The 26,988-nt window shown below is 61.5% G+C and carries 29 protein-coding genes and 1 pseudogene; 13 read left to right on the top strand and 17 right to left on the bottom strand.

Features of this window, described 5'->3' with window-relative positions:
- Window positions 1-41: 41 nt before the first annotated feature.
- A complete protein-coding gene (locus FX984_RS18225) occupies window positions 42-719 on the top strand; it encodes an FKBP-type peptidyl-prolyl cis-trans isomerase (protein WP_027608336.1) in 678 nt (225 codons plus the stop codon).
- A 52-nt stretch (window positions 720-771) separates the two neighbouring features.
- Here FX984_RS18225 and FX984_RS18230 read toward each other — a convergent pair whose 3' ends face one another.
- From FX984_RS18230 to FX984_RS33220, 8 genes and pseudogenes are all read right to left on the bottom strand, one after another.
- The gene (locus FX984_RS18230; protein WP_027608335.1) at window positions 772-1,230 is read right to left on the bottom strand and encodes an Rsd/AlgQ family anti-sigma factor; all 459 of its coding nucleotides are present in this window, start codon (window positions 1,228-1,230) and stop codon (window positions 772-774) included.
- A 209-nt stretch (window positions 1,231-1,439) separates the two neighbouring features.
- The gene (locus FX984_RS18235; RefSeq protein WP_146476970.1) at window positions 1,440-1,961 is read right to left on the bottom strand and encodes a disulfide bond formation protein B; all 522 of its coding nucleotides are present in this window, start codon (window positions 1,959-1,961) and stop codon (window positions 1,440-1,442) included.
- A 236-nt stretch (window positions 1,962-2,197) separates the two neighbouring features.
- Window positions 2,198-3,439, bottom strand: coding sequence for a heme biosynthesis protein HemY (locus FX984_RS18240; RefSeq protein WP_027608333.1), 1,242 nt, complete (start codon window positions 3,437-3,439; stop codon window positions 2,198-2,200).
- A gap of 5 nt (window positions 3,440-3,444) precedes the next feature.
- Window positions 3,445-4,569, bottom strand: a complete 1,125-nt coding sequence (locus tag FX984_RS32770; protein ID WP_027608332.1) for a uroporphyrinogen-III C-methyltransferase — start codon at window positions 4,567-4,569, stop codon at window positions 3,445-3,447.
- Window positions 4,570-4,587: 18 nt separating this feature from the next.
- Entirely contained in the window at window positions 4,588-5,346 is a 759-nt protein-coding gene (locus FX984_RS32775) for a uroporphyrinogen-III synthase (protein WP_027608331.1), read from the bottom strand.
- Complete coding sequence (gene hemC, locus FX984_RS18250; protein WP_027608330.1) at window positions 5,343-6,284, bottom strand: hydroxymethylbilane synthase; 942 nt, start codon at window positions 6,282-6,284, stop codon at window positions 5,343-5,345. Before hemC ends, FX984_RS32775 begins: the two co-directional genes overlap by 4 nt.
- Window positions 6,285-6,421: 137 nt before the next feature.
- Window positions 6,422-7,168 (bottom strand): LytR/AlgR family response regulator transcription factor, encoded by a 747-nt coding sequence (locus tag FX984_RS18255; RefSeq protein WP_027608329.1) that lies wholly within the window; start codon window positions 7,166-7,168, stop codon window positions 6,422-6,424.
- Window positions 7,165-7,281, bottom strand: a pseudogene (locus FX984_RS33220) (sensor histidine kinase); the annotation flags it as partial. The pseudogene FX984_RS33220 and the gene FX984_RS18255, both read right to left, overlap by 4 nt.
- Before the next feature lie 389 nt (window positions 7,282-7,670).
- On the opposite strand from FX984_RS33220, the gene argH reads away from it, so the two are divergent.
- Window positions 7,671-9,065, top strand: coding sequence for an argininosuccinate lyase (argH, locus tag FX984_RS18260; RefSeq protein WP_065926679.1), 1,395 nt, complete (start codon window positions 7,671-7,673; stop codon window positions 9,063-9,065).
- Window positions 9,066-9,101: 36 nt separating this feature from the next.
- Here the strand turns inward: argH and FX984_RS18265 are convergent, their stop codons facing one another.
- Window positions 9,102-9,761: a glutathione S-transferase family protein gene (locus tag FX984_RS18265; protein ID WP_027608327.1), complete on the bottom strand. Its 660-nt coding sequence runs from the start codon at window positions 9,759-9,761 to the stop codon at window positions 9,102-9,104.
- A gap of 125 nt (window positions 9,762-9,886) precedes the next feature.
- Between FX984_RS18265 and FX984_RS18270 the strand changes: the two genes are divergently transcribed.
- The 3 genes from FX984_RS18270 (at window position 9,887) to FX984_RS18280 (ending at window position 13,530) form a co-directional block, all read left to right on the top strand.
- Entirely contained in the window at window positions 9,887-10,171 is a 285-nt protein-coding gene (locus tag FX984_RS18270; protein WP_027608326.1) for a hypothetical protein, read from the top strand.
- A 95-nt stretch (window positions 10,172-10,266) separates the two neighbouring features.
- A complete protein-coding gene (locus FX984_RS18275; RefSeq protein ID WP_027608325.1) occupies window positions 10,267-10,521 on the top strand; it encodes a TIGR02647 family protein in 255 nt (84 codons plus the stop codon).
- Window positions 10,522-10,689: 168 nt separating this feature from the next.
- Complete coding sequence (locus tag FX984_RS18280; RefSeq protein WP_108573445.1) at window positions 10,690-13,530, top strand: class I adenylate cyclase; 2,841 nt, start codon at window positions 10,690-10,692, stop codon at window positions 13,528-13,530.
- On the opposite strand, the gene rnk is transcribed toward FX984_RS18280, so the two are convergent.
- The 3 genes from rnk to cyaY all read right to left on the bottom strand — a co-directional run bounded on the left by rnk (window position 13,527) and on the right by cyaY (window position 14,622).
- The gene (gene rnk / locus FX984_RS18285; protein ID WP_043293860.1) at window positions 13,527-13,937 is read right to left on the bottom strand and encodes a nucleoside diphosphate kinase regulator; all 411 of its coding nucleotides are present in this window, start codon (window positions 13,935-13,937) and stop codon (window positions 13,527-13,529) included. The genes FX984_RS18280 and rnk overlap by 4 nt on opposite strands.
- 131 nt (window positions 13,938-14,068) lie before the next feature.
- Window positions 14,069-14,287 carry a DUF1289 domain-containing protein gene (locus tag FX984_RS18290; RefSeq protein WP_027608322.1) on the bottom strand — a complete coding sequence of 73 codons (219 nt, stop codon included), beginning with the start codon at window positions 14,285-14,287 and terminating at the stop codon, window positions 14,069-14,071.
- A gap of 2 nt (window positions 14,288-14,289) precedes the next feature.
- Window positions 14,290-14,622, bottom strand: coding sequence for an iron donor protein CyaY (gene cyaY, locus FX984_RS18295; protein WP_027608321.1), 333 nt, complete (start codon window positions 14,620-14,622; stop codon window positions 14,290-14,292).
- 238 nt (window positions 14,623-14,860) lie between these two features.
- Between cyaY and lptM the strand changes: the two genes are divergently transcribed.
- Genes lptM through FX984_RS18325 form a run of 6 tightly spaced genes read left to right on the top strand, consistent with a single transcriptional unit; the run spans window position 14,861 to window position 19,449 of the window.
- Complete coding sequence (lptM, locus tag FX984_RS18300) at window positions 14,861-15,031, top strand: LPS translocon maturation chaperone LptM (protein ID WP_010207449.1); 171 nt, start codon at window positions 14,861-14,863, stop codon at window positions 15,029-15,031.
- A gap of 9 nt (window positions 15,032-15,040) precedes the next feature.
- Window positions 15,041-16,288 carry a diaminopimelate decarboxylase gene (gene lysA, locus FX984_RS18305; RefSeq protein WP_092355839.1) on the top strand — a complete coding sequence of 416 codons (1,248 nt, stop codon included), beginning with the start codon at window positions 15,041-15,043 and terminating at the stop codon, window positions 16,286-16,288.
- A gap of 3 nt (window positions 16,289-16,291) precedes the next feature.
- The gene (gene dapF, locus FX984_RS18310) at window positions 16,292-17,122 is read left to right on the top strand and encodes a diaminopimelate epimerase (RefSeq protein ID WP_027608319.1); all 831 of its coding nucleotides are present in this window, start codon (window positions 16,292-16,294) and stop codon (window positions 17,120-17,122) included.
- 13 nt (window positions 17,123-17,135) lie between these two features.
- Window positions 17,136-17,855, top strand: coding sequence for a DUF484 family protein (locus tag FX984_RS18315; RefSeq protein WP_027608318.1), 720 nt, complete (start codon window positions 17,136-17,138; stop codon window positions 17,853-17,855).
- 2 nt (window positions 17,856-17,857) lie between these two features.
- A complete protein-coding gene (xerC, locus tag FX984_RS18320) occupies window positions 17,858-18,757 on the top strand; it encodes a tyrosine recombinase XerC (RefSeq protein WP_027608317.1) in 900 nt (299 codons plus the stop codon).
- A complete protein-coding gene (locus tag FX984_RS18325) occupies window positions 18,754-19,449 on the top strand; it encodes an HAD family hydrolase (protein WP_027608316.1) in 696 nt (231 codons plus the stop codon). The genes xerC and FX984_RS18325 overlap by 4 nt, the downstream gene beginning before the upstream one ends.
- Window positions 19,450-19,644: 195 nt before the next feature.
- Here FX984_RS18325 and sutA read toward each other — a convergent pair whose 3' ends face one another.
- From sutA to glnK, 4 genes are all read right to left on the bottom strand, one after another.
- A complete protein-coding gene (sutA, locus tag FX984_RS18330) occupies window positions 19,645-19,971 on the bottom strand; it encodes a transcriptional regulator SutA (RefSeq protein WP_027608315.1) in 327 nt (108 codons plus the stop codon).
- 102 nt (window positions 19,972-20,073) lie between these two features.
- Window positions 20,074-20,499 carry a secondary thiamine-phosphate synthase enzyme YjbQ gene (locus tag FX984_RS18335; RefSeq protein WP_027608314.1) on the bottom strand — a complete coding sequence of 142 codons (426 nt, stop codon included), beginning with the start codon at window positions 20,497-20,499 and terminating at the stop codon, window positions 20,074-20,076.
- A 199-nt stretch (window positions 20,500-20,698) separates the two neighbouring features.
- Window positions 20,699-22,036: an ammonium transporter gene (locus tag FX984_RS18340; protein WP_027608313.1), complete on the bottom strand. Its 1,338-nt coding sequence runs from the start codon at window positions 22,034-22,036 to the stop codon at window positions 20,699-20,701.
- Window positions 22,037-22,071: 35 nt separating this feature from the next.
- Window positions 22,072-22,410 carry a P-II family nitrogen regulator gene (gene glnK / locus FX984_RS18345; protein WP_002555808.1) on the bottom strand — a complete coding sequence of 113 codons (339 nt, stop codon included), beginning with the start codon at window positions 22,408-22,410 and terminating at the stop codon, window positions 22,072-22,074.
- Between the two features lie 422 nt (window positions 22,411-22,832).
- Here glnK and FX984_RS18350 point away from each other — a divergent pair, with 422 nt between their 5' ends.
- Window positions 22,833-23,093 carry an accessory factor UbiK family protein gene (locus tag FX984_RS18350; protein WP_027608312.1) on the top strand — a complete coding sequence of 87 codons (261 nt, stop codon included), beginning with the start codon at window positions 22,833-22,835 and terminating at the stop codon, window positions 23,091-23,093.
- Between the two features lie 214 nt (window positions 23,094-23,307).
- On the top strand, window positions 23,308-24,804 hold the full coding sequence (locus FX984_RS18355) for a YifB family Mg chelatase-like AAA ATPase (protein ID WP_092355842.1): 1,497 nt from the start codon (window positions 23,308-23,310) through the stop codon (window positions 24,802-24,804).
- A gap of 59 nt (window positions 24,805-24,863) precedes the next feature.
- Here FX984_RS18355 and FX984_RS18360 read toward each other — a convergent pair whose 3' ends face one another.
- Complete coding sequence (locus FX984_RS18360) at window positions 24,864-26,840, bottom strand: methyl-accepting chemotaxis protein (protein WP_027608310.1); 1,977 nt, start codon at window positions 26,838-26,840, stop codon at window positions 24,864-24,866.
- Window positions 26,841-26,988: the final 148 nt, after the last annotated feature.

Here is a 26,988-nt window from a genome sequence, read left to right on the forward strand (position 1 = left end):
GCACTGGCATAATCCGTCGCACTTTCGGCAGGAGAATGCCCATGTCGCGTTACCTTTTCCTTGTGCTGGGCCTGGCGATTTCCGCGGCCAATGCGAGCGAGCAATCACCGTCAAAAACCACGCCCCAAGACCAGCACGACCTCGCCTACAGCCTGGGCGCCAGCCTCGGTGAGCGCCTGCGCCAGGAAGTCCCGGACCTGCAGATCCAGGCCTTGATCGACGGCCTCAAGCAAGCCTATCAAGGCAAGCCGCTGGCGTTGGATAACACGCGCATCGAACAGATTCTTGCCGAGCACGAAGCGCAGGCCGAAGCCGACGCCCAAGCGCCTAAAAGTGAAAAGGCGCTCGCCGCCGAGCAGCAGTTTTTAACCAAGGAAAAAGCCGTGAAAGGGGTGCGCGAGTTGGCCGATGGCATCCTGCTCACGGAACTGACACCCGGCACGGGTAACAAGCCTGGCGCGAATGATCAGGTCCAGGTGAACTACGTTGGACGATTGCCCGATGGCACGGTCTTCGATCAGAGCACACAACCCCAGTGGTTTCGCCTGGACAGTGTGATCAGCGGTTGGAGCAGCGCGTTGCAGCAGATGCCGGTCGGGGCCAAATGGCGCCTGGTGATCCCGTCGGCCCAAGCTTATGGAGGTGACGGTGCCGGCGAGCTGATCCCGCCGTATACGCCACTGGTATTCGAGATCGAATTACTCGGCACCCGTCATTGAGCCAATAAAAAACGGTGCGCCATGCGCACCGTTCTTATCTCGCCCGCAAGGGTCAGGCCTGGGGGACAGCTTCTTCCTTATGGGCGTTGTGGAGCACTTCGATCAGGCAATCTTCCAGTTCGAAACGCTCATGGAGCAGGCCACCCAACTCCTTGAATTTCTCAGCAACGCACTGGCCGGCATCACACAGGTCGGTGAACGCCAGCAGTTTCTCAGTGATGACATCGATACGCGGGTAAAGGGTCTCGGCCAGTTCCAGGCCACGCTTATCATCGAAGGCTTCCGCCTCTTTGGTCAGCTGCTCGTAGACACCGAAATGGCCAGCAGACACATAGTCCACCAACACTTCACAGAACTCCTGCAACGGCTTGCGATTCTCAGCCAGGGCCTCGGGCTTGGCGCCGAGAGCATCAAAGGCCCGAACCAGTTCGTGACGTGCCTTCAACCAGCTGTCGATCAGCTTGTGCACCCCACCCCAGCGTTCCTGAGCATTCTGACAACTTTCCAGCATGATGATCTCTCTTCCCTATAGGGGCGCTGCCGCCTGATGCCCGCGCAACACTTCAAGGATAAAACAGCAGCGGGACAAGGCCGCGTCTGACAAACGGTTTCAATAACGCGTGCGGGCCAGATTATGCCCCCATGACTATGGCTTCAAGGTACGCAGGAGAGAAAGTTCATACAAGTGTTTAATCACGTCCTACAAACTGCGGCCTCCGATCAGCGCCTCGCTGAGCGCAACGGACGGCTCAAGAACAGTCGGGAAAATTGCATGACACCGAGGATCAACATGCCCAGGAAGAACAACAGGCTCCACTCGGGAAGGCTCAGGTCAAATAGCGTCCAGCTTATTTCCATACAGTCGACCGTGCCTTCGACCGTCAATTGCAACGCCTGCCACAGCGACAGGTTCTCGAGCATGTGACTGAGGCTGGGCCAGCAATCGGCGGCCTGATCCGCTGCGGCATTTTGCAGCAGCACCTGGCGTACGGCGGTGATGGCACCCAGCAACGCACAGACCATGCTCGTAAACCCGTACAAGTAAAAAGTGGAACGCCTGGGGTTGTGGATAGCGGCGACCAGATTGATCAGCGTGAAGGCAGCCAGAAAGGCCCGTTGCATCTGGCACAGGAAACAAGGACGTAACGAGGCACCGAACTCAAGATAGAAGGACGCACCCAACGTCAGCGCACCCGCCATGAACGCAAGGAAAAACAAGGAGCGTGAAGGGGCCAAAGACATGCTTTATCCGCATCGCGAGAGATAGGTCGTTACGTTAGAGGAAAGGCCTGACCCCTTTCAATACGCGCCAGAGCAGACGATTCCGTGAGAACGTAGGGACATCCCGTCAGAGAATGGAAGACTTGAAACGCATGAACGTAGGAGTTTGCTTCAAAGCCCCTCAGGGCCGGCATATGCGCAGCATTGAAGGGCTGGTTATCAGAAATATCTGAGCCAACCCTAGACTTCTTCCTGCATCAAACTCGGGCAGAAACTGGCAGCGGAGACGCCAGCAAGCGGTTATCCAATAAGCCCAGGCCTTCCTGGAACAGCTGGTTGCTGCGCTCGGTGTCGCCCAACTGCGCCAACAGCCGCGCCAGTTCGGCACAGGCCTCGGGATTACGTTGCACCTGCAGGCTGCTTTCCAGGTAATCACGCGCCTTGCCCCACAGGCTGTTTTGCAGGCACAGACGACCCAATGTCAACAACAGGCTGGCATCGCCCGGGTGGTCCTTTAGCCAGCCTTCGGCAAACTTCAATTGCCGGGCAGGGTCACTGCCGCGCAGCAGGCCGTAGAGACGAATCAGGTGGCTGTCGTAGCCGCGCTTGATGGCACCGCGCAACGCCTCCTCCGCCTTGGCATCGGCGCCCAATTGACGCAGTTGCTCGGCATAGGCCAGGACCAGTTGCGGCTCCTGGCGCTGGGCGGAAGTGAGCTGTTGCCAGGCCCGCTCAAGAGACTGCAGGCCGGCTTCGCCCTGCTCTTCGCGCTGGGCCGCCAGGCTCAGGTTCTCGCCCCAGGCACGCCGTTCCAATTCTGCCAATTCGCCGGCGGGCAGCACCTTGTCCTTGCGCAGCTCCGGCAACAGGCGGATCACCGCCGACCAGTCGCCACGCTGCTGGTGCAGACGCTGTAATTGGCGCAGCACCTGCCCGTTGTGGGGATGACGCTCGTGCATGGCCTGCAAGGTGGTAAGGGCGCCATCAGTGTCGCCACGGTCCAATTGCAACTGCGCATGGCTCAAGGCAACCGCCAGCTCGGCCTGGGGCTGACGCTCCAGGGCGCGCTCGAGCAAACCGTCCGACTCTTCATAACGGCCCTGCTCATTCGCCGCCCGGGCCGCGCCCAGGTAGTACAGCAATGGCTGGCGCTCGGCTTCGGCGGCACGGTGCAGGTGACGTTCGGCACTGGCCCAACGGCCTTCGGCGAGGTCCATCTGGCCCTGTTCGATGGCGATCTGCACGCGGCGGCTGCGGTTACGTCGCGACCACGGGTTGACCACGCCACCCGAGGTGGTGACCAGGCTCAGCAATACGCGGATCAAGTAGATGGCCAGGCCGAAGACAAACACCGCCACCACGGTAGCCCATAGGCTCGACTCGTAGTGCAGCACATGAGGATAGGTAATCAACACATAGCCGGTGTGTTTCGAAATGCCCACGGCCAGTGCCAGGGCGATTGCAATCGCCAGCACCAGGATCACATAGAAACGCTTCATCGGCTCTACTCCTGCTTCGCCGACGTGGCCGCCGGCGTGGCAGCCGCCTTGGCTTCGTCGGCAGACAGATGACGACGCTCGAGGTACGCCTGTACCGCAGCCAGGCTCGCCGCCAGGTCCGGTGTCACCACCGAGACAGCCTTGGGCTCAAGCTCGGCGATACGCGCCAGCATCGCCTTGCTCTGCGGGTTGTCCTGGTTGAAGTTGTCCTGCAACACGCTGCGTGCCTCACCCAGGGAGCGGCTGTACACCGCCGATTCACCATTGAGCGCCGCCCATTGCGCTTGCTCCAGAGCCAGGCTGAGGGCCAGGCGTACCTGGTTCAGGCCTTGACCGGCGAGCAGTGGACGAATGTTGTCGTCGGGGTTGAAGTCGATGCGAAAGTACCGGGAAATCTGCTCCCACCACTGGCTCCAGCGGCTGTCCGTATCGGTGCTTGGACGCCCCTGGGATGCGGGCTCGGTCAGTTGGTACTCAGGGGCGATGGCCGCCAGTTGCACGACCTGATCACGCAAGGCCGCCAATTGCAGATACAGCCCGGTGCGATCCGGCTGCTCAGTACTGCGCAACGCGGCAAGGCTCTTGGCCAACTGCTCGCGTGCGGCGTAGGAGCCTGGATCGCTTTGCTCGCGAAGAATCTCGTCGGCGCCCTGGACCAGGGCCTGGGCGCTGTTGATGTCCTGCAAGGCAGACAAGCGCAAACTCGCCAGGCGAATCAGGTGCTCGGCCTCAGCCAGGCGCCAATCCTTGCGGCTGGCACCCAGCACGGTTTCCAGGCGCTGGCTCAGGCGCTGCTGGTCACCCTGCAACTGGGCCACCAGCCGACGGCGCTCCTCAAGCTCATCCGCACCCGGCAGTTGCGCCAGGCGTGCAGCCAGTTGTTGCTGGCTTTGCTTGAGGGCCTGGGATTGGTCATCCAGGGTCTGCACTTGACCCAGTTGGTGCTGGCTGCTGGCTTGCAGGGCACGAACCTGCCAGAGACCCCAACCGCCGGCGGCAACACCCGCAGCGCCAAGCAGCAGGGCGACAACTGCCAGGCCATTGCCGCGGCGCGGCGCGGTGACCGGTGACTCAACCGGCGCATCAAGTGCGGGTTGGGTTTCATCTTTAGGCAAGGCTGTTTCGCTCACGTATCCGTCCTTTGCGTATCAGAGAGTGGGAACGGCATGACTCCGTAACGCCACTAACAAAGCCGCGGCACTCGCGCCGCGACAATCCACAACTTTTTCTGCGCCAGCGGCCCGCGCCATCTCGGCGACTCGCGGGCTGGGCACGAACAACGGCAGCTGCGCCACCTGTGGCCAATCGGATCCGGCCAGGGCCTGCAGGTGCAAAAAACCCTGCCCACTGCTGACCACCAGGCCGTTCAAGCGTTCCAACTGGATGCACCGGGTCAGTACACCAGTGTCGTAGGCCGGAAGGAAACGACGATACAACTCCAGGTAGTCGACACTAGCACCTTGCTCGCGCAAACGCTCAGCCAGCAGCTCCCGCCCCCCCTCGCCGCGCAGGATCAACACCCGCGCACCGGGCCGTGCGATAGCCTCGCGCAACGCAGGCAATTGAAGCAAGGCCTCGCTGTCGTCGCCGGTTTGGGGATAGTGAACGGGAAGGCCATGATCAACCAGGACCTGCGCGGTGGCCGCACCGACGCTGAACCACGGCAGTTGCGGCCAGGCTTGATCCAACTGCTGCACGGCAAGCCGCGCGGCCGGCTTGCTCACCACGATCACCGCACAGTAGCGGCCAAGATCATCGAAGACGGCCTGTTGTTCGGGGGTAACGGGTAACGGCTCGATGTCCAGCAAAGGCAAGCTGCTGCTGAAGATACCGGTTTCGGACAACGCCGCCGCCAGGGCCGCCGACTCCTCGGCAGGCCGTGTCAGCAGCACGCGCCAATCGGTCACTGCGGGCCGGCCTCGCCGTAGACCTTTTGCAGGATAGCGCCTGCGCCCTTTTCCAGCAGCTCTTCAGCCACCTGGACACCCAGGGCGATGGCGTCACGTTGCGGGCCACGGACTTCGGCAGTCAGCAGAGTGCCCCCATCCGGATCCCCAACCAGGCCACGCAGCCACAGGTTTTCACCTTCGAGCACGGCGTAGCAGGCGATCGGCACCTGGCAGCCACCGTTGAGGTGCTTGTTCAGGGCGCGTTCGGCCGTGACACGCACTTCGGTCTCATGGTGATCCAGGGGTTTGAGCAGCGCGTGGATTTCACTATCGGCGGTACGGCATTCAATGCCCACGGCGCCTTGCCCGCCAGCAGGCAGGCTGTCTTCGACGCTGATGGCCGAGGTGATGCGGTTTTCGAAGCCCAAACGGATCAGGCCGGCCGCGGCGAGGATGATCGCGTCATACTCACCGGCATCCAGCTTGGCCAGGCGGGTGTTGACGTTGCCGCGCAGGAAACGAATCTGCAGGTCCGGACGACGGGTCAACAGCTGTGCCTGGCGACGCAGGCTGGAGGTGCCGACAATGCTGCCCAGAGGCAAGTCATCCAAAGACGCGAAGGTATTGGAAACGAAGGCGTCACGCGGGTCTTCACGTTCACAGATGCAAAACAGGCCCAGGCCTTCGGGGAAATCCATGGGCACGTCTTTCATGGAGTGCACAGCGATATCGGCTTCGTTTTCCAGCAGCGCGGTTTCCAGTTCCTTGACGAACAGGCCCTTGCCACCGATCTTCGACAGCGGCGAGTCGAGCAGCTTGTCGCCGCGACTGACCATGGGCACCAGGGTCACCTTGAGGCCGGGATGGGCCTGCTCAAGGCGTGCTTTGACGTATTCGGCCTGCCACAAGGCCAGGGCGCTTTTACGGGTGGCGATGCGGATTTCGCGAGAGGACATGGATCAATCCGTACTGAATAGATACGGCAGATAATAACAGCTCAGGCAAATACGCTTTGATTTGAATCAGCAAGTGCGGGGCCTCCCTGGCCACGTCGCACCGGGATAATGAATGCAGGCTTGCCAAAACCCTCGGGCTAAAGCTGCTGCATCATCTTGCGCACGCCAGCGACATGGCGTCGGCTGACGATCAACGCATCCCCATTAAGCCCTTTGAGGAATAACTGAAAGTGCCCGAGGGGCGTGCGCTGCAGGCGCTCGATTCGCTCACGGGCCACCAGCGCGTTCCGGTGGATTCGCACGAAGCGGTCACCGAATTCATCCTCAAGGGCCTTGAGCGGCTCATCGAGCAACACTTCGCCAGCCTCATGCCGCAGGGTCACGTACTTGTGATCGGCAATGAAGTAGACCACCTGGTCCAAGGGGATCAACTCGATGCCTTTGCGTGTGCGGGCGCTGATATGGCTGCGCGGCCCGTTGCCGCTCTGGGCGGCCGGCTGGGTCAGGGCAGCGAGTTGGGCGCGGTTGGGACGTTCGGCTTTCTTCAAGGCCCTGAGCAAGGCCTCGGCAGTCACTGGCTTGACTACGAAGCTGACACCACTGGCTTCCAGTGCCTGCGCGGCAAACTCTTCTTGAGCGGCGCACAGCACCACGGCGGGTGGCGATTCGCGCTCACTCAGGCGAGCAGCAACTTGCAGGCCATCGAGGCCCGGCATGCGGATATCGAGCAACACCACGTCCGGCTTGAGGCTGTCGATCAACGTCAACGCCTCCTCGCCGCTGGTGGCACTCGGCTCAAGGACTGTATAACCCTCGAGTTCACTGACCAAACGGCTCAGTCGCTCGCGGGCTTGGGGTTCGTCATCAACGATCAGGACATTCATATAGCGCTGGATTCCTGCGTGAGTCTCGCACAAGGATAGCGTAGACAGGTGCGGTGACTTGCGTCACAGCGATCCACGCTAAGACTAGCGCGAGCGGCAAAAAGTGCCCTGACAGCGGCACCCATATTTACCCGGACCTGTTCAATAGCGCCCAAGACCTGCTGCCTTCGGGCATCGTCGTAGGGTTTGCTGATACACAATCCGAATACCCCCCTTTTAAATGGATAGTCAGGCTCTGACCGCATTACCCGACTTTGGTGCATTCACACACTATCAGTCCAACTGTAGACGCTCGCCGAGACGATATTGCTCAATCGTCAAATATCGTATCAATAAGCAGCTGCCTCCAGTCTCGTCCCGGACGCGGTCGGCGGCAAGGCACTTAGCCATCCTTTGCACAAATAAAAATGCCGACGACCCGCAGCACCGCCTCCAAGGGCAACCCTGTTATTATCGCCGCCACACTTTCATGCCTCTTAATAAGCAGACCACGAGCGAACCCATGAGCACCGACAAGACCAACCAGTCCTGGGGCGGCCGCTTCAGTGAACCCGTCGACGCCTTCGTCGCCCGCTTCACCGCCTCCGTCACCTTTGACCAGCGCCTGTACCGCCACGACATCATGGGCTCCATTGCCCACGCGACGATGCTGGCCAAGGTCGGCGTGCTGACCGACGCCGAGCGCGACAGCATCATCGATGGCCTGACCACCATCCGTGGTGAAATCGAAGCTGGTACGTTCGACTGGCGTGTCGACCTGGAAGACGTGCACATGAACATCGAGGCCCGTCTCACCGACCGTATCGGTGTGACCGGCAAGAAACTGCACACCGGTCGTAGCCGTAACGACCAGGTGGCCACCGACATCCGCCTGTGGCTGCGCGATGAAATCGACCTGATCCTGGCCGAAATCACCCGCTTGCAGAAAGGCTTGCTGGAGCAGGCCGAGCGTGAGGCGGACACCATCATGCCCGGCTTCACCCACCTGCAAACCGCACAACCCGTCACCTTCGGCCACCACCTGCTGGCCTGGTTCGAGATGCTCAGCCGCGACTACGAGCGCCTGGTGGATTGCCGCAAGCGCGCCAACCGCATGCCGCTCGGCAGCGCAGCCCTGGCCGGCACCACCTACCCGATCGACCGCGAGTACACCGCACAACTGCTGGGTTTCGACGCCGTCGGCGGCAATTCCCTGGACGGCGTGTCCGACCGCGACTTCGCCATCGAATTCTGCGCCGCCGCCAGCATCGCGATGATGCACCTGTCGCGTTTCTCCGAAGAGCTGGTGCTGTGGACCAGTGCGCAATTCCAGTTCATCGACCTGCCGGACCGTTTCTGCACCGGCAGCTCGATCATGCCGCAAAAGAAAAACCCCGACGTGCCCGAACTGGTGCGTGGCAAGAGCGGCCGTGTATTCGGCGCACTGATGGGCCTGCTGACCCTGATGAAAGGCCAGCCTTTGGCCTACAACAAGGACAACCAGGAAGACAAGGAACCGTTGTTCGACGCCGCCGACACCCTGCGTGACTCGCTGCGCGCGTTTGCCGACATGATCCCGGCGATCAAGCCCAAGCACGCGATCATGCGTGAAGCGGCCCTGCGCGGTTTCTCCACGGCGACTGACCTGGCGGACTACCTGGTGCGCCGTGGCCTGCCGTTCCGCGACTGTCACGAGATCGTTGGCCATGCGGTGAAATACGGCGTCGACACCGGCAAGGACCTGGCGGAAATGAGCCTGGAAGAGCTGCGCCAGTTCAGTGACCAGATCGAACAGGACGTGTTTGCCGTACTGACCCTGGAAGGTTCGGTGAATGCCCGTAACCACGTGGGCGGTACCGCGCCGGCGCAGGTGAAGGCTGCGGTCGCTCGCGGCCAGGCCCTGCTCGCCAGCCGCTGAAAAAGGTGGGAGGGGGCAACCCCCTCCCACATTTGTTCATTTTTTGGCCGCAACCATCGCCATGAACGCCGGCATCGCGGCCTCCCTGTCCGCCGCCACCTTCTGCGCATTAGGCATGGCATGCAGTCGCTCCAGCAACGCTCTGGCCGCCGGCAATTCAGCCAACAGGTCCAGGCCAAACAGCTTCTCGCCCACCGCACAGGCGAGGTTCACGCTGTACATGAAATACAGATCCGCAATCGTAAAGCCCTCCCCCGCCACATAAGGCGCGAACCTGCCGTGACGGCCTAAAGAGCCGATCCCCAGCAGCAACTCAGCCCTGGATTTCGCCTTGATCGCCTCCGGCACCGGCATACCGAAAAACGCCTCGGCAAAACACGCACGGGCGGGTAATTCGATATACAGCTCGATTTCCCTGCACAACGCCAGCACCTGGGCACGCTGGAACGGGTCGGCCGGCAACAGCGACGGGCCTTCCTGGGAGTGCTCGATGTATTCGAGGATCACACTGGTTTCGTTGATAAACCCCTGCTTCACGCCCAGCACCGGCACCTTGCCACGCGGGCTGACCGCCAGGGCCTCAGGGGTTTGCCCGGCATAAAAGGGCACCTCCTCAAAAGCCAGGCCTTTCTCCAGCAGTGCCAGTTTCACCATGTTGTAGTAGTTGCTGACCGAGAATCCGTAAAGCTTGAGCATCGCAAAGCCTCCAGGCCGTGTGCGGGGTTGGCTGCAGGAGTTATAGATCCCCGGGGCCAGCCTGACCAGCAGCATCACCTGCCTGAATGGGGGTAGACTGGCGCCCTTTCCTTGAGGAGCCTGCCATGAGCGAGCCGACCGATATCGACAGCGACGAAGAAGCGTTCACCGAAAACACCTTGATCGAAGCGATCGAAAACCAGATCGAAAGCGACAACCCGCCTGCCGCCAAGGCCACGTTCAATAAACTGACCCTGGTGGGCTATGAACGTGAAGAGATCCTGAATCTCATGGCTCACGTGTTGGCTTTCGAGATCGACGCGATGCTGGATGAGGACCGCGCCTTCAATACCGAATGGTATGAAACAGCGCTGCGGGCACTGCCTGAGCTGCCGCCCGAAAAGGAATAATCCCGGCACACCGCAACACGCTGGACAGTTCGGCAAAGTGCGTTCACCTTATGGCCTGCTAGCCTCTAATAAATTTTAGAAAGTCTGGAGTCCTTATGTCGTATACCCCTGAGTTGGTTGCCGAACTGGAAATCCTTGTACTCTTCCCCTTGGACAGCACCAAGGAAGGTCTGAAAGTCCATCAGACCGCCGCTCCCTCTGCCATCGCCGCTGCCAAGCGTCTCCATGCGAAAGGGCTTATCGACCAACCGGACGGAGGCTACCTGACCAGCCTTGGCCGGGACGCCGCAGAGCAGGCCCAAACCCTGCTGACCATTCTGAGCACCGCCAACACCAAAGAAGCTGCCTGATACCGTATCCCGCCCATGGAGTCCGCCTCTCGCGGATTCCGAGGGCGCTGCTGTGGAATGGCCCGATTTTTGACGCCAAAAACCATTTCCCTCTAAACCTCCTACGCGACTGGCTGTAAACTCCTACATGGCCGCCCGCGTCGGGCCCTGCGAGCCACCGAGTTCGACATGACCCGCACCCATGAAATCCGCCCTGACCTGGACGAAGGCATCGACCGCAAGGTGCTGGCCCAATTGCGTGCGCGCTTCATGGCCCTGAATGAAGGTCGCATGGCTCGTGCCGTCGAAGGGCTGACGCCGCGCCAGCAAAGCGTGCTGACCCTGCTGCCGCTGTTTTTTCACGTCAATCATCCGCTGTTGCCGGGTTATGTATCGGGCAGTACGCCAGCCGGGCTGTCGAATTTCGAGCCCGACGCCCAGGCACTCACGGAAGCCCAGCGTCTGACCCGCTCGTTCTCTTACAAGCCGCGTCCGGTCAATCAACCCAAACCGATCCACGGCCTGTTCCTGATGGGCAGCCTCGGCACCCTCGCCCAGGCCGACCAGAGTGACATGGATGTGTGGGTGTGCCATGCACCCGACCTGGGCGAAAACGAGCTCGCGGAGCTGCGTAAAAAATGCCAACTGCTGGAAGCCTGGGCCCTGGGCATGGGCGCAGAAGCGCACTTCTTCCTGATTGAGCCGACGCGCTTTGTACTCGGCGAGCGCGACACCCAACTCAGCTCCGACGACTGCGGCACGACCCAGCATTACCTGTTGCTGGACGAGTTTTACCGCACAGCCATCTGGCTGGCCGGGCGTACGCCGATCTGGTGGCTGGTGCCGGTGTATGAAGAGGCCCGCTATGCGGAATTCACCCACACGCTGATCTCCAAGCGTTTTATCCGCGCCGATGAAACCCTCGACCTGGGCCACCTGGCGCGCATCCCTCCCGGTGAATTCATCGGTGCCGGGCTGTGGCAACTGTTCAAGGGCATCGAGTCGCCCTACAAGTCGGTGCTCAAGCTGCTATTGACCGAGGTCTACGCCAGCGAGCACCCGAACGTGCACTGCCTGAGCCTGCGCTTCAAGCGCGCGGTGTTCGCCAACCAGATGGACCTGGATGAGCTGGATCCGTACATCGTGGTGTACCGCCGTATCGAGGAATACCTCAAGGCCCGCAACGAACCGGAGCGCCTGGAGCTGGTGCGTCGCGCCCTGTACCTGAAGGTCAATCGCAAGCTCAGCGCCGGTCAGCGCAGCACCAGTTGGCAGCGGCTGTTGCTGGAGCGCCTGGCCCACGAGTGGGGCTGGGACCAACGCCAACTGGCGCTGCTGGACAGCCGCAGCCAGTGGAAAGTGCGTCAGGTGGCCTCCGAGCGCCGTGCCCTGGTCAGCGAGCTGAACTACAGCTATCGCTTCCTGACCCAGTTCGCCCGGACCGAACAGACGGTCAGCCTGATCAACAAGCGCGACCTCAATGTGCTGGGACGGCGCCTGTATGCCGCCTTTGAACGCAAGGCCGGCAAGGTTGAATTCATCAACCCCGGCATCGCCCCGGACCTGGCCGAAGACACCCTGACCCTGGTGCAATCGCCCAACCGCAAGGAGCCCGGCCAGCACCACTGGGGCCTGTACAACGGTAACCTCACGGCCCTGGAATGGGAGCACTTCGCGCCGATCAAGCGCAGTCGCGACCTGTTGGAGATGCTCACCTGGTGCCACCGCAACGGCGTCATCGACAGCAGCACGCGCCTGGCGCTGCACCCCGGCACCAGCGACATGACCGAATTCGAGCTGTTCAACCTGCTGGGCAGCCTGCAGCAGGCTATCGCCCTGCCCCTGGCCAGCGTTGATGAAGCGCGCCTGCTGCGCTCGGCGGTACCCGAGGAAGTGTTGCTGCTGATCAACGTCGGCGTCGACCCGCTCAAGCATCATCGCGACCTGAATATCCTGATGACCACCGAGCGCACCGACTCCCTGAGCTATGCCGGTGTGCGCGACAACCTCGTACTGACCCTGGACCAGGTCACGCTCAACAGCTGGAACGAGGTGATGGTCAGCCGCTACGACGGCCCCCATGCGCTGCTCGACTGCCTGCGCGACTACCTCAACCAATTGCCGTCGGATCATCTGCCTCGGCTGCGGGTGCGCTGCTTCTGTCACAACCGCGCGCAGTTCATTGCCCAGCGAGTGGAAGAAATCTTCGACACCGCACAGAACCTGCTGCTGGGTCAGGGCAATCACCGCTACTTGCTCCAGGTACAGCAGCACTATCACGTGATGGAGTTGATGCCCGGCCAAGCCATCCACGTATCACTGGCGACCCAGGATGCGCTGGTCGCCTACCTCAGCGAAGAATTGGCCAGCTACAGCCCGCTGCACCTGGATGCCATGGCCCTGGAAGACCACGACCTGGCGCTGTTGCTGCCCATGGGCATGGCCGATTGCGTGCAGGTGTTCTACCGGGTCAACGAAGGCTTCGCCGAGCTGTATGTGCTGGATGAATTCAACGCGCTCTGGCAGCAACGCTTGCCGTTTCATGATGAACAGAGCCTGTTGGCGCCGCTGCAGCGCTTTTTGCAGTCGATCATCTACCGCCGGGAAGCGCTATCGCCCCTGGACACGCAACAACCGTTGGGTGAGGTGCAAATCTTGTACTACCAACTGCTGCCGTCGGGCACCACGCGCGCGCGCAGTGTCGAGCCGCGGCCGGCCCCACAGAACCCCGCGAACAAACCGTTTTATGACGTGCAGGCGATTATCGGCAAGGCGGCACCGGGCAAGGTGGGCATTACCCTGTATTGCAATCAGCGGGAGTTTTCCGAGCTGGAGTTTGGCGACCAACTGTTTGCGGTGGTCGCCCAGGAAATCGTCGGGCAACGCCGGGAAACCGAGCGCTACCGCTGCTACATCACCGACCTCGACCTGTCGGGGCTGCTCGGTGATGTGCAAAGCCCAAGCAATTTGTACCTGCGCTACAAGGCCGAGCTGGAGCTCGCGCTGAATGAGGCGCTGAGCCAGGTCTAGAGAGGGAAGGCGCCGCCATCCTCGGGCTGACCATCAACACTGAGCAGCTCAAGCTTGAGGGTCTTGCCGCCCGGTGCCGGCCAATCGATGTGCTGGCCTACCTGCAGGCCAAGCAAGGCACTGCCCACCGGGGCCAGGACCGAAATCTTGCCTTCATCGGCATTCGCATCTTTCGGGTAGACCAGGGTCAGGTGGTAGTCCTTGCCGCTGCCTTGCTCACGGCAATGCACGCTGGAGTTCATGGTCACGACCGTTGCAGGCACTTCATCGTGGCCAACCACTTCTTCGGCGCGGTCGAGTTCGGCTTGCAGTGCAATAACGCCCGGCTGCGTCTCGTCCATACGGTCGATCAATTGCTCAAGACGCTGCACATCAAGACGGGTGAGGATGATGGAAGGTGCGGTCATGATTCAGGCAGACTCCTTTTTTCTGCACAAAAAAGCAAAACCCCGCCAGGAAAAGGCGGGGTTCTCACGGGCCTCGATGAGTTGAGGCGTATCCGGACACTACCACAGCACCGTAAATAAACAAGACGGGCTCAAGGCGCGGCCTTGCGTTGCTCGGCCTGGGCCACGATCACTCGGCGCCGCTGATCATCGGCGGAGCGCCATTCGCGGATGTCTTCCACATGGCGGAAGCAGCCGAGGCAGACTTTTTGCTCGTCCAGGCGACACAAACTGATACAAGGTGACGGCACCGCCGGGCTGACATTACTGAACAGCGGCTTGGGCGGGCGTACGGGCGCAGGCTGGGTCACGGTCAGATCTCGTCGAAATCCAGCTCGGCGCCGGTATATTCGTGGACCAGGCGCGCGAGCATCTCGCCCAGCAACTCTTCACTCTTGTCGCACTGCCATTTGCCGCTTTCTTCGTCGTAGTCGAAGTGGACGCCACCGGAGCGCGCCGCCAGCCACAGCTGCCGCAGCGGTTCCTGACGGCTGAAGATCAGTTGCTGGCCGCTCTCGAACTTGACGGTCAACACCCCGGCCGAGTTTTCCAGATCCACGTCCAGGCCGCTGTCGTCGAAAATATCTTCCAGCGCCTGCTGGGTCGCATCCACCAGGTCGTGAAAACGGGCTTCGGTCAAACTCATTGTGGCAACCTCAAAAGTGTCTGGTTTTGCTCAAGCGCCGCACGATACGGGCGAGCCCCGCCGATTGCAAAGGATACCGATTTCAACGCGATTGACGGCGTGAAATATCCTCAACCAGCGTAGTCCGCTTCCCTGCCATCTCGGCAAACCCCCGCCGGACGGGTATTTCAGCGCATAGGCAAGCTGGCGGGTGGTCGGTATACTCGGGCGCAATTAATGCATATTCAAGGATTTCGCCATGAAGCGCCTGATCTCTTCCCTTGCTGCGCTCGTCGCGGTCGCTTGCCTCGTTAGTGCCTGTGGTCAAAAAGGCCCGCTGTACCTGCCCGATGACAGCAAAGACCCGAATGAACAGGCGCAATCGTCGCAAAAGCCCTCCAAAGCGCATAAGCACGACACCTACGAATAAGGGAGCTCCATGGACGCTTTTAACTACCGGGACGGCGAGCTGTTCGCGGAAGGCGTGGCGTTGTCCGCGATTGCCCAGCGCTTTGGGACCCCGACCTACGTGTACTCCCGTGCGCATATCGAAGCCCAATACCGCTCGTTCACCGACCCTCTCGATGGCGTACCGCACCTGGTGTGCTACGCAGTCAAGGCCAACTCCAACCTGGGTGTACTGAATGTCCTGGCGCGCCTGGGCGCCGGTTTCGATATCGTCTCCCGTGGCGAGCTGGAACGGGTCCTGGCCGCCGGCGGCCAGGCCGACAAGATCGTGTTCTCCGGCGTCGGCAAGAGCCGCGAAGACATGCGCCGAGCCCTGGAAGTCGGCGTACATTGCTTCAACGTAGAGTCCACCGACGAGCTGGAACGCCTGCAAGTCGTCGCGGCCGAGATGGGCGTTCGTGCGCCGATCTCACTGCGCGTCAACCCGGACGTCGATGCCGGCACCCACCCGTACATTTCCACCGGTCTCAAAGAGAACAAGTTCGGCATCGCCATTGCCGACGCCGAAGACGTGTACATCCGCGCCGCCCAGCTGCCGAACCTGGAAGTGCTGGGTGTCGACTGCCATATCGGCTCGCAACTGACCACACTGCCGCCGTTCCTGGATGCCCTCGACCGCCTTCTGGCATTGATCGACCGCCTGGGCGAATGCGGCATCTACCTGCACCACATCGACCTCGGTGGTGGCGTGGGCGTGCGTTATCGCGATGAAGAGCCACCGGCGATCGCCGACTATATCCAGGCCGTGCGCGAGCGCATCGAAGGCCGCGACCTGACGCTGATGTTCGAGCCGGGCCGTTATATCGTCGCCAATGCCGGCGTGCTGCTGACCCAGGTCGAGTACCTCAAGCACACCGAGCACAAGGATTTCGCCATCGTCGACGCGGCGATGAACGACCTGATCCGCCCGGCGCTGTACCAGGCCTGGATGAATGTCACCGCCGTGACGCCTCGCAACAGCGAAGCACGCGCCTATGACATCGTCGGCCCGATCTGCGAGACCGGCGACTTCCTGGCCAAGGATCGTCAACTGGCCCTGGAAGAAGGCGACCTGCTGGCCGTGCATTCGGCCGGTGCCTACGGGTTTGTCATGAGTTCCAACTACAACACCCGCGGACGTACCGCCGAGGTGCTGGTGGACGGTGATCAAGCGTTTGAAGTGCGTCGCCGCGAGACGGTAGCCGAGTTGTATGCTGGCGAAAGCCTGCTGCCGGAGTAAGCCATGCTGCTGCGTTTTACCAAGATGCACGGGCTGGGCAATGATTTCATGGTCCTCGACCTGGTCAGCCAGCACGCACACATCCTACCCAAGCACGCTAAACAGTGGGGCGACCGGCATACCGGGATCGGCTTCGACCAATTGCTGATCGTCGAGGCGCCAAGCAACCCGGAGGTGGATTTCCGTTATCGGATCTTCAACTCCGACGGCTCCGAAGTGGAACAGTGCGGCAACGGTGCGCGCTGCTTTGCACGCTTTGTGCTGGACAAGCGCCTGACCGCCAAGCGGCAGATTCGCGTCGAGACCAAGAGCGGCGTGATCGAGCTGGATATCCGCAGCGACGGCCAGATCAGCGTCAACATGGGCGCGCCACGCCTGGTGCCGGCGGATATCCCGTTCCAGGCGACCGAGCAGGCCGCCAGCTACCCGCTGGACGTTGACGGCCAGACCGTCGACATCGCTGCCGTGTCCATGGGCAACCCCCATGCGGTGCTACGGGTCAACGACATCAACAATGCCCCCGTGCATGAACTGGGGCCGAAGATCGAACACCACCCGCGTTTTCCGGCGCGGGTCAATGTGGGCTTTTTGCAGGTGATCGACCGTTCCCGTGCGCAATTGCGCGTGTGGGAGCGCGGTGCCGGCGAAACCCAGGCCTGCGGTACCGGTGCTTGCGCCGCTGCCGTGGCCGCGATCAGCCAGGGGTGGATGGATTCGCCCCTGTTGATCGACCTGCCCGGTGGACGCCTGTCCATCGAGTGGGCAGGCCCTGGCCACCCGGTGATGATGACCGGGCCGGCCTCGCGCGTATACGAAGGACAGGTCCGTCTATGAGTGAGCCAAGCCAATGACCGATAAGCCTCAAGTACCCGCACAAGCAACAACCCCGAGCGAAAGTCTGGAGGCCGCTGCCGTCGCGGCGTACCTTGAGGCTAATCCGGACTTCTTCGTCGAACACGAAGAACTGCTCCCGGCCCTGCGCATCCCCCACCAGCGCGGCGACACCGTGTCGTTGGTGGAGCGACAGATGAAGATCCTGCGCGAGCGCAATATCGAAATGCGCCACAAGCTCTCGCACCTGATGGACGTCGCCCGCGACAACGACCGTCTGTTCGAGAAAACCCGCCGCCTGATTCTTACCCTGATGGACGCCACCAGCCTGGAAGAAACGGTCATCGCCGTGGAAGACAGCCTGCGCCAGGACTTCCAGGTGCCGTTTGTCAGCCTGATCCTGTTCAGCGACAACCCGATGCCGGTGGGTCGCTGGGTCAGCGGCGGCGACGCGCAAACCGCGATCGGCGGCCTGCTTTCCGAAGGCAAGACCATCAGCGGCACCCTGCGCGAGCACGAGCTGGACTTCCTGTTCGGCGCCGAACAGCGCAAGCAGATCGGCTCTACCGCCGTCGTCGCCCTCAGCCATCAAGGCCTGCACGGCGTACTGGCCATCGCCAGCCGCGATCCCGCGCACTACAAGAGCTCGGTGGGCACTTTGTTCCTCACCTATATCGCCGAAGTACTGGGCCGCGTCCTACCGCGCCACACCACCGCCCTGCGCGCGGTGCGCTAGCCATGGAACGGCAACTGGACGCTTACTGCGCTCACCTGCGTAACGAGCGCCAGGTGTCACCCCATACCCTGGAGGCTTACCGACGGGACTTGAACAAGGTCCTGGCGTATTGCGAAAAGCAGCAGGTCACCAGCTGGAAGGCCTTGGATATCCAGGGCCTGCGCAGCCTGATCGCACGGCTGCACCAGGCGGGCCAGTCCTCGCGCAGCCTGTCGCGACTGCTGTCGGCGGTGCGTGGCCTGTATCACTACCTCAATCGCGAAGGCCTCTGCGACCACGACCCGGCCAACGGCCTGGCCCCGCCGAAAGGCGAGCGACGCCTGCCCAAGACCCTGGACACCGACCGTGCCTTGCAATTGCTCGATGGCGCCGTGGAGGACGATTTCCTCGCCCATCGCGACCAGGCGATCCTCGAACTGTTCTACTCTTCAGGCCTGCGCCTATCGGAGCTGACAGGCCTGAACCTCGATCAACTGGACCTGGCCGACGGCCTGGTGCAAGTGCTCGGCAAAGGCAGCAAGACTCGGGTGCTGCCGGTGGGCAGGAAAGCCCGCGAAGCCCTGCAACTCTGGCTGCCGCTGCGCGCCCTGGCCAACCCGGTGGACGACGCAGTGTTTATCAGCCAGCAAGGGCGGCGCCTGGGGCCACGCGCCATCCAGATACGGGTCAAGGCTGCCGGCGAGCGCGAGCTGGGGCAGAACCTGCATCCACATATGCTGCGGCACTCATTTGCCAGCCATATGCTGGAATCGTCCCAGGACCTGCGCGCCGTGCAGGAACTGCTTGGCCATTCCGACATCAAGACCACGCAGATCTATACCCATCTGGACTTCCAGCACCTGGCAACGGTCTACGACAGCGCCCATCCACGGGCCAAACGCATCAAGGACGGCGACTCATGAACATCAAGCTGATCACCTTCGACCTGGACGACACGCTCTGGGACAACGTACCCGTCATCATCAGCGCCGAAGCGTCGATGCGCGAATGGCTGGCCACCCATGCCGCCAAGGTGGGCGACCTGCCCCTGGAGCATTTCGCCAGCCTGCGCCAACAAGTGCTGCAACGGCATCCCGAACTCAAACACCGCATCAGTATCCTGCGCCATCGGGTGTTGATACATGCGTTTGAAGAGGCCGGTTATCCACAGCCCGAGGCCACGGAAATGGCCGATGTGTGTTTCGAAGCGTTCATTCACGCCCGCCATCAGCTCACGCCTTTCCCTGAGGCCGAGCCGATGCTGCAAGCGCTGCGCCAGCACTTTCTGCTGGGTGTGATCACCAATGGCAATGCCGATGTGCAGCGTGTTGGCCTGGCGGACTACTTTCACTTTGCGCTACGCGCTGAAGACATTGGCATCGCCAAGCCGGATGCCCGGCTGTTCCACGAAGCGCTGCAGCGCGGCGGAGTAGATGCCAGTGCGGCAGTGCATGTTGGCGACCACCCCGGGGACGACATTGCCGGGGCGCAGCAGGCGGGGCTGCGGGCGGTGTGGTTCAACCCGTCGGGCAAGGTGTGGGAAGGGGATAAACTCCCGGATGCACAGATTCGCAGCCTGACGGAGTTGCCGGCGTTACTTCGCAGCTGGCAGTAACACGGGTGAGAAAAATGTGGGAGGGGGCTTGCTCCCGATAGCGGTGTATCAGTCTCCAGATATATTGACTGACCTACTGTAATCGGGAGCAAGCCCCCTCCCACACTTGATTGGGGGTCACTTGTAGCCGGTTATTACAGGCATGAAAAAACCCGCAGCGACGGCGGGCTTTTTCTTACAAGCAGGTGGCTGACCTTAGATAGGTCGGCTGCCGTACTTGTTATCCGGCTTCTTGGGCGGGTCTGCAACCACATTGGGCTCGACTTCGACCACTTTGCCGCCTTTGGCAAGAAACTCTTCCATCGCACGGGCCAGGGCATCGCGCTCTTTGTTCTTGGCCTCAACGCTCGGCAATTCGTCTACCGAAACAGCAGCCTTGGCTTTGCCCTTGGCCGCTGGAACAGGAGCGTCATCACCACCGTCGTCCTCAGCAACGTCTTCCGCCGCCGCTTCAAGACCTTCTTCGGTGTCGTCTTCGTCACCTACTTCGAGTTCGTCGTTTTCCAGATCATCGTCGCTCATGTTCTACCTCATGACTTGCGAAAAGCAGATTAGTTATAGCCCAGCTTCGCCCTCTGTCGAGGTTGCCGGAAAAAAATCAACATCCACCGGATAACCAGTGGCTTATGCCCCATCACCGTGCAGGGTGGCGAGGACTTTACGAGCACCGCCATGATCACGGTGCTCGCCCAGATAAACACCTTGCCAGGTCCCCATCGCCAAGCGGCCGGCCTTGACCGGCAAACTCAGCTGGCAGCCCAGGAGACTGGCCTTGAAGTGCGCCGGCAGATCATCCGGACCTTCGTCGTTGTGTTCGAACCCGGCGCAGCCTTGCGGCACCAGCGAGTTGAAGAAACGCTCGAAGTCACGACGAACCGCCGGATCGGCATTCTCGTTGACCGTCAACGAGGCCGAGGTGTGCTGCAGCCACAGGTGCAACAGGCCCACGCGGCAGGCCTTCAGCTCAGGCAAGCCGGCAAGCAACTCGTCAGTCACCAGGTGAAAGCCCCGGGGCTTGGCCCGCAGGGTAATCAGGGTCTGTTGCCACATACAGTTCTCCGCCCATCGGCGCGCATTCTAGCGCGCTCTGGGAAAAAACAAAGTGCCGAATACGCCTACGTGCCTGTAAGACATTCGCACGCTGGAAAGTGCATGACAAACTCTGCGCAAAAACCGGCACAGCTTGTTATGACTGACAAACGCCAGGCAAAAAAATGCCCGGCAAGCCGGGCATCTTTTTTTCGCGTACTTACAGGTTGTAGCCGCGTTCGTTGTGTTGCGCCAGGTCGAGGCCGACAGCCTCTTCCTCTTCGGTAACCCGCAGGCCCATGACCGCGTCCAGCACCTTGAGGATGATGAAGGTGACGATGGCGGTATAGATCACGGTGAAGCCGACACCTTTGCACTGGATCCAGACTTGAGCTGCGATGTCAGTCACGGTGCCGAAGCCGCCCAATGCAGGGGCTGCAAACACACCGGTGAGGATCGCACCGACGATACCGCCGATACCGTGCACGCCGAATGCGTCCAGGGAGTCGTCGTAGCCCAGCTTGCGCTTGAGGCTGGTGGCGCAGAAGAAGCAGATCACACCGGCCACCAGGCCGATCACCAGGGCGCCCATCGGACCAACAGTGCCGGCGGCCGGTGTAACGGCGACCAGGCCAGCCACTACACCCGAGGCGATGCCCAGTGCGCTTGGCTTACCGTGAGTGATCCACTCGGCGAACATCCAGCCCAGGGCTGCAGCAGCGGTAGCAATCTGAGTCACCAGCATCGCCATGCCGGCGGTGCCGTTGGCCGCAGCCGCAGAGCCGGCGTTGAAGCCGAACCAGCCGACCCACAGCATGGCCGCACCCACCAGGGTGTAACCCAGGTTGTGAGGCGCCATTGGAGTGGTCGGGAAGCCTTTACGCTTGCCGAGCACGATGCACGCCACCAGGCCAGCGACACCGGCATTGATGTGCACCACGGTGCCGCCGGCGAAGTCCAGCACGCCCCAGTCCCACAGCAGGCCACCGTTGCCGCTCCACACCATGTGGGCGATTGGCGCATAGACCAGAGTGAACCAGATAGCCATGAAGATCAGCATGGCGGAGAACTTCATGCGTTCGGCGAACGCACCGACGATCAGCGCCGGGGTGATGATGGCGAAGGTCATCTGGAAGGTGATGAACACGGCTTCCGGGAACAGCGCAGCCGGCCCGGTGATGCTGGCCGGGGTCACACCCGCCAGGAACGCCTTGCCCATGCCGCCGAAGAAGGAGTTGAAGTTGACCACACCCTGTTCCATACCGGTGGTATCGAACGCGATGCTATAGCCGTAGACAACCCACAGGATGCTGATCAGGCCGGTGATGGCGAAGCACTGCATCATCACCGACAGAATATTTTTGGAGCGCACCATGCCGCCGTAGAACAGCGCCAGGCCTGGAATGGTCATGAACAGCACCAGCGCGGTGGATGTGAGCATCCAGGCGGTGTCACCGGAGTTGAGGACTGGAGCAGCCACTTCGTCTGCCGCCATGGCCAGGCTTGGCATTACGATGGACAACAGGGCTCCGAGCCCTGCGAATTTACGCAGAGTCATATTGTTTTCTCCTGGGGCGTTGGGGGTTTGGCGGCTTAGATTGCGTCGGTATCGGTTTCGCCGGTACGGATGCGAATAGCCTGTTCCAGATTGACCACGAAGATCTTGCCATCACCGATCTTGCCGGTGTTGGCGGCCTTGGTTATCGCCTCGATAACCCGGTCAAGATCCTTGTCGTCAATGGCGACATCAATCTTCACCTTCGGCAGGAAATCGACTACATATTCCGCGCCGCGATACAGCTCGGTGTGACCCTTCTGCCGACCGAAGCCCTTGACCTCAGTAACGGTAATGCCCTGCACGCCGATCTCGGACAACGACTCGCGTACATCGTCCAACTTGAACGGCTTGATGATGGCAGTGACTAGCTTCATGAAAACTCTCTCCCGAATTGGTGGACTTGCCCCAGGAAAACAAACCCGTCTCAAGTCTAAGCGCAGTGCCTGGCTTTGTAACGCATCGTCGCAAGGGCAGTTGCCATTGCGACGCCAGCGAACCACTGGTGACGAAACCTGTACCCCTGATCCGTCGGCGCACTGCATTCGTCACAGCGACTGCATCAGTGCATGGGTCATGATCGTCTAAGCAGAAACCTTGCCAGCTCCGTAAAAATCACTGAAATCAGTCCTTTGCTCACCTAGGCCCACCAACGGGGCCATCCGGCGCCTGCAATGCGCACGAAAACGGTGCATCACCGCCCGGCCTGATGCGCGAAAAGCGTGCGACCCAGGCCGTGAAAAAGACTATAGACGCTGCGTGATACACTGCCCGCCAACAGTTTTCCGGAATATTTCCCATGCTCGCGCCCAAAGACCTCCTCGACGCCCTGAGCGGCCACGCCTCTCGCCTGTTCAGCGGCGACACCCCGCTGCCCCGCAATGAAATCGAAAGCCAGTTCAAGGCCTTGCTGCAAAGCGGTTTCAGCAAGCTCGACCTGGTGAGCCGGGAAGAGTTTGATAGCCAGATGGTAGTTCTCGCCCGCACCCGTGCGCGGCTGGAGAGCCTGGAAGCGAAAGTGGCAGAGCTGGAAGCGCGGTTGACCCCTCCTGCCGAATAAATGCGCTCAGTGTGGGAGGGGGCTTGCTCCCGATGGCGGTGTGTCAGCCGGTATCAATGCTGACTGACCCCCCGCTATCGGGAGCAAGCCCCTCCCACATTCGCTCTACCTTTTGCTCTGGATACGTTCTGTAAAACCTCCCCGCCTCGCTCTTCCCTACCTCGTCTACCCTTGAAAAACCGCAGGAAGCGGCCTCCCCTTTCAAGGAACGAGCATGTCCCTCGCCATCGTCCACAGCCGCGCCCAGATCGGCGTCGAAGCCCCTGCCGTCACCGTTGAAGTGCATATGGCCAATGGTCTGCCGTCCCTGACGCTGGTGGGCCTGCCCGAAACCGCGGTCAAGGAAAGCAAGGACCGGGTGCGCAGTGCCATTCTCAACTCTGCGCTGCAATACCCCGCTCGCCGGATCACCCTCAATCTCGCGCCCGCCGACCTGCCCAAGGACGGCGGGCGTTTTGACCTGGCGATTGCCCTGGGGATCCTGGCGGCCAGTGTGCAGGTGCCGGCGTTGACGCTCGATGACGTGGAATGCCTGGGGGAGTTGGCGCTGTCCGGCGAGGTGCGGGCGGTAAAAGGCGTGTTGCCGGCCGCGCTGGCGGCGCGCAAGGCCGGGCGCACCGTGATAGTGCCGCGAGCGAATGCCGAAGAGGCGTGCCTGGCGTCGGGGTTGAAGGTGATTGCGGTGGACCACCTGCTGCAAGTGGTGGCGCACCTGAATGGACATGTGCCGATCGAGCCTTACACGTCCGATGGCCTGCTGTACTTGAACAAGCCCTATCCGGACCTGAGTGAAGTCCAGGGCCAGCTCGCGGCCAAGCGAGCGTTGCTGATCGCGGCAGCGGGGGCGCATAACCTTTTGTTCAGTGGGCCGCCCGGCACCGGCAAGACCCTGCTCGCCAGCCGCCTGCCAGGTTTATTGCCGCCGTTGAGCGAACAGGAGGCGCTGGAGGTTGCCGCGATTCAATCGGTTGTAAGTCTGGCGCCGCTGAGCCATTGGCCCCATCGACCGTTTCGCCAACCGCATCACTCGGCATCCGGCCCGGCACTGGTGGGCGGCGGCTCGAAACCACAGCCGGGAGAAATCACCCTGGCTCATCATGGGGTGCTGTTCCTGGATGAGCTGCCGGAATTTGATCGCAAGGTGTTGGAAGTGCTGCGCGAACCGCTGGAGTCGGGGCATATCGTGATTTCCCGCGCTCGCGACCGAGTGAGTTTCCCGGCGCGCTTCCAACTGGTCGCGGCGATGAACCCCTGCCCTTGCGGTTATATGGGCGAACCCAGCGGGCGCTGTCGTTGTACGCCGGAACAGATTCAGCGGTATCGCAACAAGCTCTCGGGGCCGCTGCTGGACCGGATTGACTTGCACCTGACCGTGGCGAGGGAAACGACGGCACTGAACCCGATCCAACAGGCGGGCGAGGATACCGCCCACGCCTCAGCGCGGGTCGCCCAGGCTCGCGAGCATCAGCAAAAGCGCCAGGGCTGTGCGAATGCCTTTCTTGATCTGCCGGGGCTGCGCGAGCACTGCAAGCTCGCGAAGGTGGATGAAAGCTGGCTGGAAACGGCCTGTGAACGACTGACCCTATCGCTGCGCGCGGCCCATCGACTGCTCAAGGTGGCACGCACGCTGGCGGATCTGGACCAGATAGAGACCATCACCCGCGACCACCTGAAAGAGGCCCTGCAATACCGCCCGGCGGCGATCACTTAAGCTTGGCGCAAAGCCAAATGTGGGAGCGACAGGCCTCCCACATTGTGTACAGCAGTGGCTCAGCGAAAGCGATCCACCTCATGGCGCAGGCTCGCCGCCAACGTCTCCAGTTCCTTGGCGGTAATCGCCAGGTTGGACACCACTTCGCGTTGCTCACTGTTGGCCAGCGCGATGCTCTGCAGGTTGCTGCTGAGCAGGGTCGCGGTGCTGCTCTGCTCCTGGGTGGCCGTGGTGATGGCCGCGAACTGCTGACCGGCCGAGCGGCTTTGCTCGTCGATACGCGCCAGGGCCGAGGCCACGTCGGCGTTGCGCGACAGGCCTTCCTGCATCAGCGCGTTGCCTTGCTCCATGGTGCTGATGGCGTTGCCGGTTTCCTTCTGGATGCTCTGGATCATGCCGGAAATTTCATCGGTGGCCTCACGGGTACGCGACGCCAGGTTACGTACTTCGTCGGCCACCACGGCAAACCCACGGCCCTGCTCCCCTGCACGGGCGGCTTCAATGGCGGCGTTGAGCGCCAGCAAGTTGGTCTGTTCGGCAATCGAGGTGATCACGCCGACGATCCCGCCGATTTCCTGGGAGCGCTGGCCGAGGGTGTTGATCACCGTGGCCGTGCTGTTCAGGGCGGTGGCAATGTGTTCCAGGGACGACGACGCTTCCTGCATCGAGGTGCGGCCAATGCGGGTCTGCTGGGCGTTTTCCTGGGCCAGGCGTTCGGTATTGCCCATGTTGTCGGCGATATTCAACGACGTCGCGCTGAACTCCTCTACCGCGCCGGCCATGCTGGTGATCTCGCCGGACTGCTGCTCCATGCCCTCATAGGCACCGCCGGACAAACCGGACAAGGCCTGGGCGCGGCTGTTGACCTCTTCGGCTGCGTTACGGATATGGGAGACCATGGTCGACAGCGCTTCGCCCATCTGGTTAAAGCTGCGTGCCAGTTGGCCGATTTCATCATGGCTGGACACGCTCAAGCGTGCGCTCAGATCGCCCGCACCCAGGGCCTCGGCTTGACTCACCAGGTCACTCAGGGGCTGCAACTTGCTGCGCAGCAGCCAGACCGTGGCGCCTACTGCCAGCAACATCGCCAACACACTGCCGATCACCAGGCGGATCCCCACGGCCCAGGTTACCGCGCGGATTTCAGCTTTCGGCATGCTCGCGACCACGGCCCACGGGCCGCCTTCGAACGGTACCGAAACGCTATAGAAGTCTTCGTTCTTGTCGCTCCAGAAGCGGCCTTTGCCGGGGGTCTTGGCCAGGTCCAGCATCACCGGCACCGATTGATCCAACGCCTGCACGCCGGCGGGTGCCACCAGCCAGTGCTTTTGCTCATCCAGCAGTGCAAGGGAGCCGGTCTGGCCAATTCGGAAGCGCTTGAGGTTTTCGAATTGGGCATTCTGCGCATCGGTGTAGTCAAAACCGATGAACAGCACGGCGATAACCTTACCGCCGCTGTCACGCACCGGGCTGTACTGGGTCATGTAGGAACGATCGAACAACACCGCCCTGCCGATGTAGGTCTGCCCACCCACAACGCGCTGGTAGGCCGGGCCCTGACGGTCGAGGACGGTGCCGATGGCGCGGTTGCCATCCTGCTTGGTCAGGGACGTGCTGATACGGATGAAGTCGTCGCCACTGCGCACAAATACGGTGGCCACGCCGCCAGACATTTGCTTGAACTCGTCCACCTCATCAAAGTTGTTGTTCAACACCTCGTTGCCCAGGTACAGGCTGGGCGTCTGAACACCGGCCACGCTCACGGGTTGGTCCACATGCACGCTCAACCCGGCACCGAAACGTTTTTCAAACAGCCCGCTCAAACGCTGGGTGCTCTCGCGCAAGGTGCCGTGGAAGGTATTGAGTTGGTCGGCGAGCAGGCGCGCCTCGCTGGCCAGGTGCTCCTCGCGGGTGTCGAGGTTGGCGGAGTCAAGGGAACGCAAGGCAAACACCGTACTGCCGCTGATAACGACAGCCAGAATCACGGCTAACGCGAGGCCTAACTGGGAGGCAATCCGGGCGCGAGGTTGAGACATGACAGCTCCTGGCCGAGGCCAGGATCATCCTGATCTCATAGCGCTGCTCGGCAAATTATCTGATGGGAAACGTTGGTGCACGATAGTTCCAACACACCTACTTCGGCTGGCCGCAGCAATACTTGAGCGCTTCACAGGGGTATCACGC

Origin of the sequence: Pseudomonas marginalis, from assembly GCF_008692035.1 — a bacterium.
Taxonomy (GTDB): Bacteria; Pseudomonadota; Gammaproteobacteria; order Pseudomonadales; family Pseudomonadaceae; genus Aquipseudomonas; species Aquipseudomonas marginalis.

Excerpts from the sequence above, each read along its gene's own strand:
- FX984_RS18275 (WP_027608325.1), top strand. The coding sequence starts at position 10,267 with ATGTCGTATACCCCTGAGTTGGTTGCCGAACTGGAAATCCTTGTACTC.
- glnK (WP_002555808.1), bottom strand. The coding sequence starts at position 22,410 with ATGAAGCTAGTCACTGCCATCATCAAGCCGTTCAAGTTGGACGATGTA.
- FX984_RS18235 (WP_146476970.1), bottom strand. The coding sequence starts at position 1,961 with ATGTCTTTGGCCCCTTCACGCTCCTTGTTTTTCCTTGCGTTCATGGCG.
- FX984_RS18340 (WP_027608313.1), bottom strand. The coding sequence starts at position 22,036 with ATGACTCTGCGTAAATTCGCAGGGCTCGGAGCCCTGTTGTCCATCGTA.
- dapF (WP_027608319.1), top strand. The coding sequence starts at position 16,292 with ATGCTGCTGCGTTTTACCAAGATGCACGGGCTGGGCAATGATTTCATG.
- lptM (WP_010207449.1), top strand. The coding sequence starts at position 14,861 with ATGAAGCGCCTGATCTCTTCCCTTGCTGCGCTCGTCGCGGTCGCTTGC.
- FX984_RS18325 (WP_027608316.1), top strand. The coding sequence starts at position 18,754 with ATGAACATCAAGCTGATCACCTTCGACCTGGACGACACGCTCTGGGAC.
- cyaY (WP_027608321.1), bottom strand. The coding sequence starts at position 14,622 with ATGAGTTTGACCGAAGCCCGTTTTCACGACCTGGTGGATGCGACCCAG.
- FX984_RS18315 (WP_027608318.1), top strand. The coding sequence starts at position 17,136 with ATGACCGATAAGCCTCAAGTACCCGCACAAGCAACAACCCCGAGCGAA.
- argH (WP_065926679.1), top strand. The coding sequence starts at position 7,671 with ATGAGCACCGACAAGACCAACCAGTCCTGGGGCGGCCGCTTCAGTGAA.
- FX984_RS18355 (WP_092355842.1), top strand. The coding sequence starts at position 23,308 with ATGTCCCTCGCCATCGTCCACAGCCGCGCCCAGATCGGCGTCGAAGCC.
- FX984_RS18230 (WP_027608335.1), bottom strand. The coding sequence starts at position 1,230 with ATGCTGGAAAGTTGTCAGAATGCTCAGGAACGCTGGGGTGGGGTGCAC.
- FX984_RS18360 (WP_027608310.1), bottom strand. The coding sequence starts at position 26,840 with ATGTCTCAACCTCGCGCCCGGATTGCCTCCCAGTTAGGCCTCGCGTTA.
- rnk (WP_043293860.1), bottom strand. The coding sequence starts at position 13,937 with ATGACCGCACCTTCCATCATCCTCACCCGTCTTGATGTGCAGCGTCTT.
- FX984_RS18225 (WP_027608336.1), top strand. The coding sequence starts at position 42 with ATGTCGCGTTACCTTTTCCTTGTGCTGGGCCTGGCGATTTCCGCGGCC.
- hemC (WP_027608330.1), bottom strand. The coding sequence starts at position 6,284 with ATGTCCTCTCGCGAAATCCGCATCGCCACCCGTAAAAGCGCCCTGGCC.
- FX984_RS18335 (WP_027608314.1), bottom strand. The coding sequence starts at position 20,499 with ATGTGGCAACAGACCCTGATTACCCTGCGGGCCAAGCCCCGGGGCTTT.
- FX984_RS18350 (WP_027608312.1), top strand. The coding sequence starts at position 22,833 with ATGCTCGCGCCCAAAGACCTCCTCGACGCCCTGAGCGGCCACGCCTCT.
- FX984_RS18280 (WP_108573445.1), top strand. The coding sequence starts at position 10,690 with ATGACCCGCACCCATGAAATCCGCCCTGACCTGGACGAAGGCATCGAC.
- FX984_RS18240 (WP_027608333.1), bottom strand. The coding sequence starts at position 3,439 with ATGAAGCGTTTCTATGTGATCCTGGTGCTGGCGATTGCAATCGCCCTG.
- lysA (WP_092355839.1), top strand. The coding sequence starts at position 15,041 with ATGGACGCTTTTAACTACCGGGACGGCGAGCTGTTCGCGGAAGGCGTG.
- sutA (WP_027608315.1), bottom strand. The coding sequence starts at position 19,971 with ATGAGCGACGATGATCTGGAAAACGACGAACTCGAAGTAGGTGACGAA.
- FX984_RS18265 (WP_027608327.1), bottom strand. The coding sequence starts at position 9,761 with ATGCTCAAGCTTTACGGATTCTCGGTCAGCAACTACTACAACATGGTG.
- FX984_RS18270 (WP_027608326.1), top strand. The coding sequence starts at position 9,887 with ATGAGCGAGCCGACCGATATCGACAGCGACGAAGAAGCGTTCACCGAA.
- xerC (WP_027608317.1), top strand. The coding sequence starts at position 17,858 with ATGGAACGGCAACTGGACGCTTACTGCGCTCACCTGCGTAACGAGCGC.
- FX984_RS18255 (WP_027608329.1), bottom strand. The coding sequence starts at position 7,168 with ATGAATGTCCTGATCGTTGATGACGAACCCCAAGCCCGCGAGCGACTG.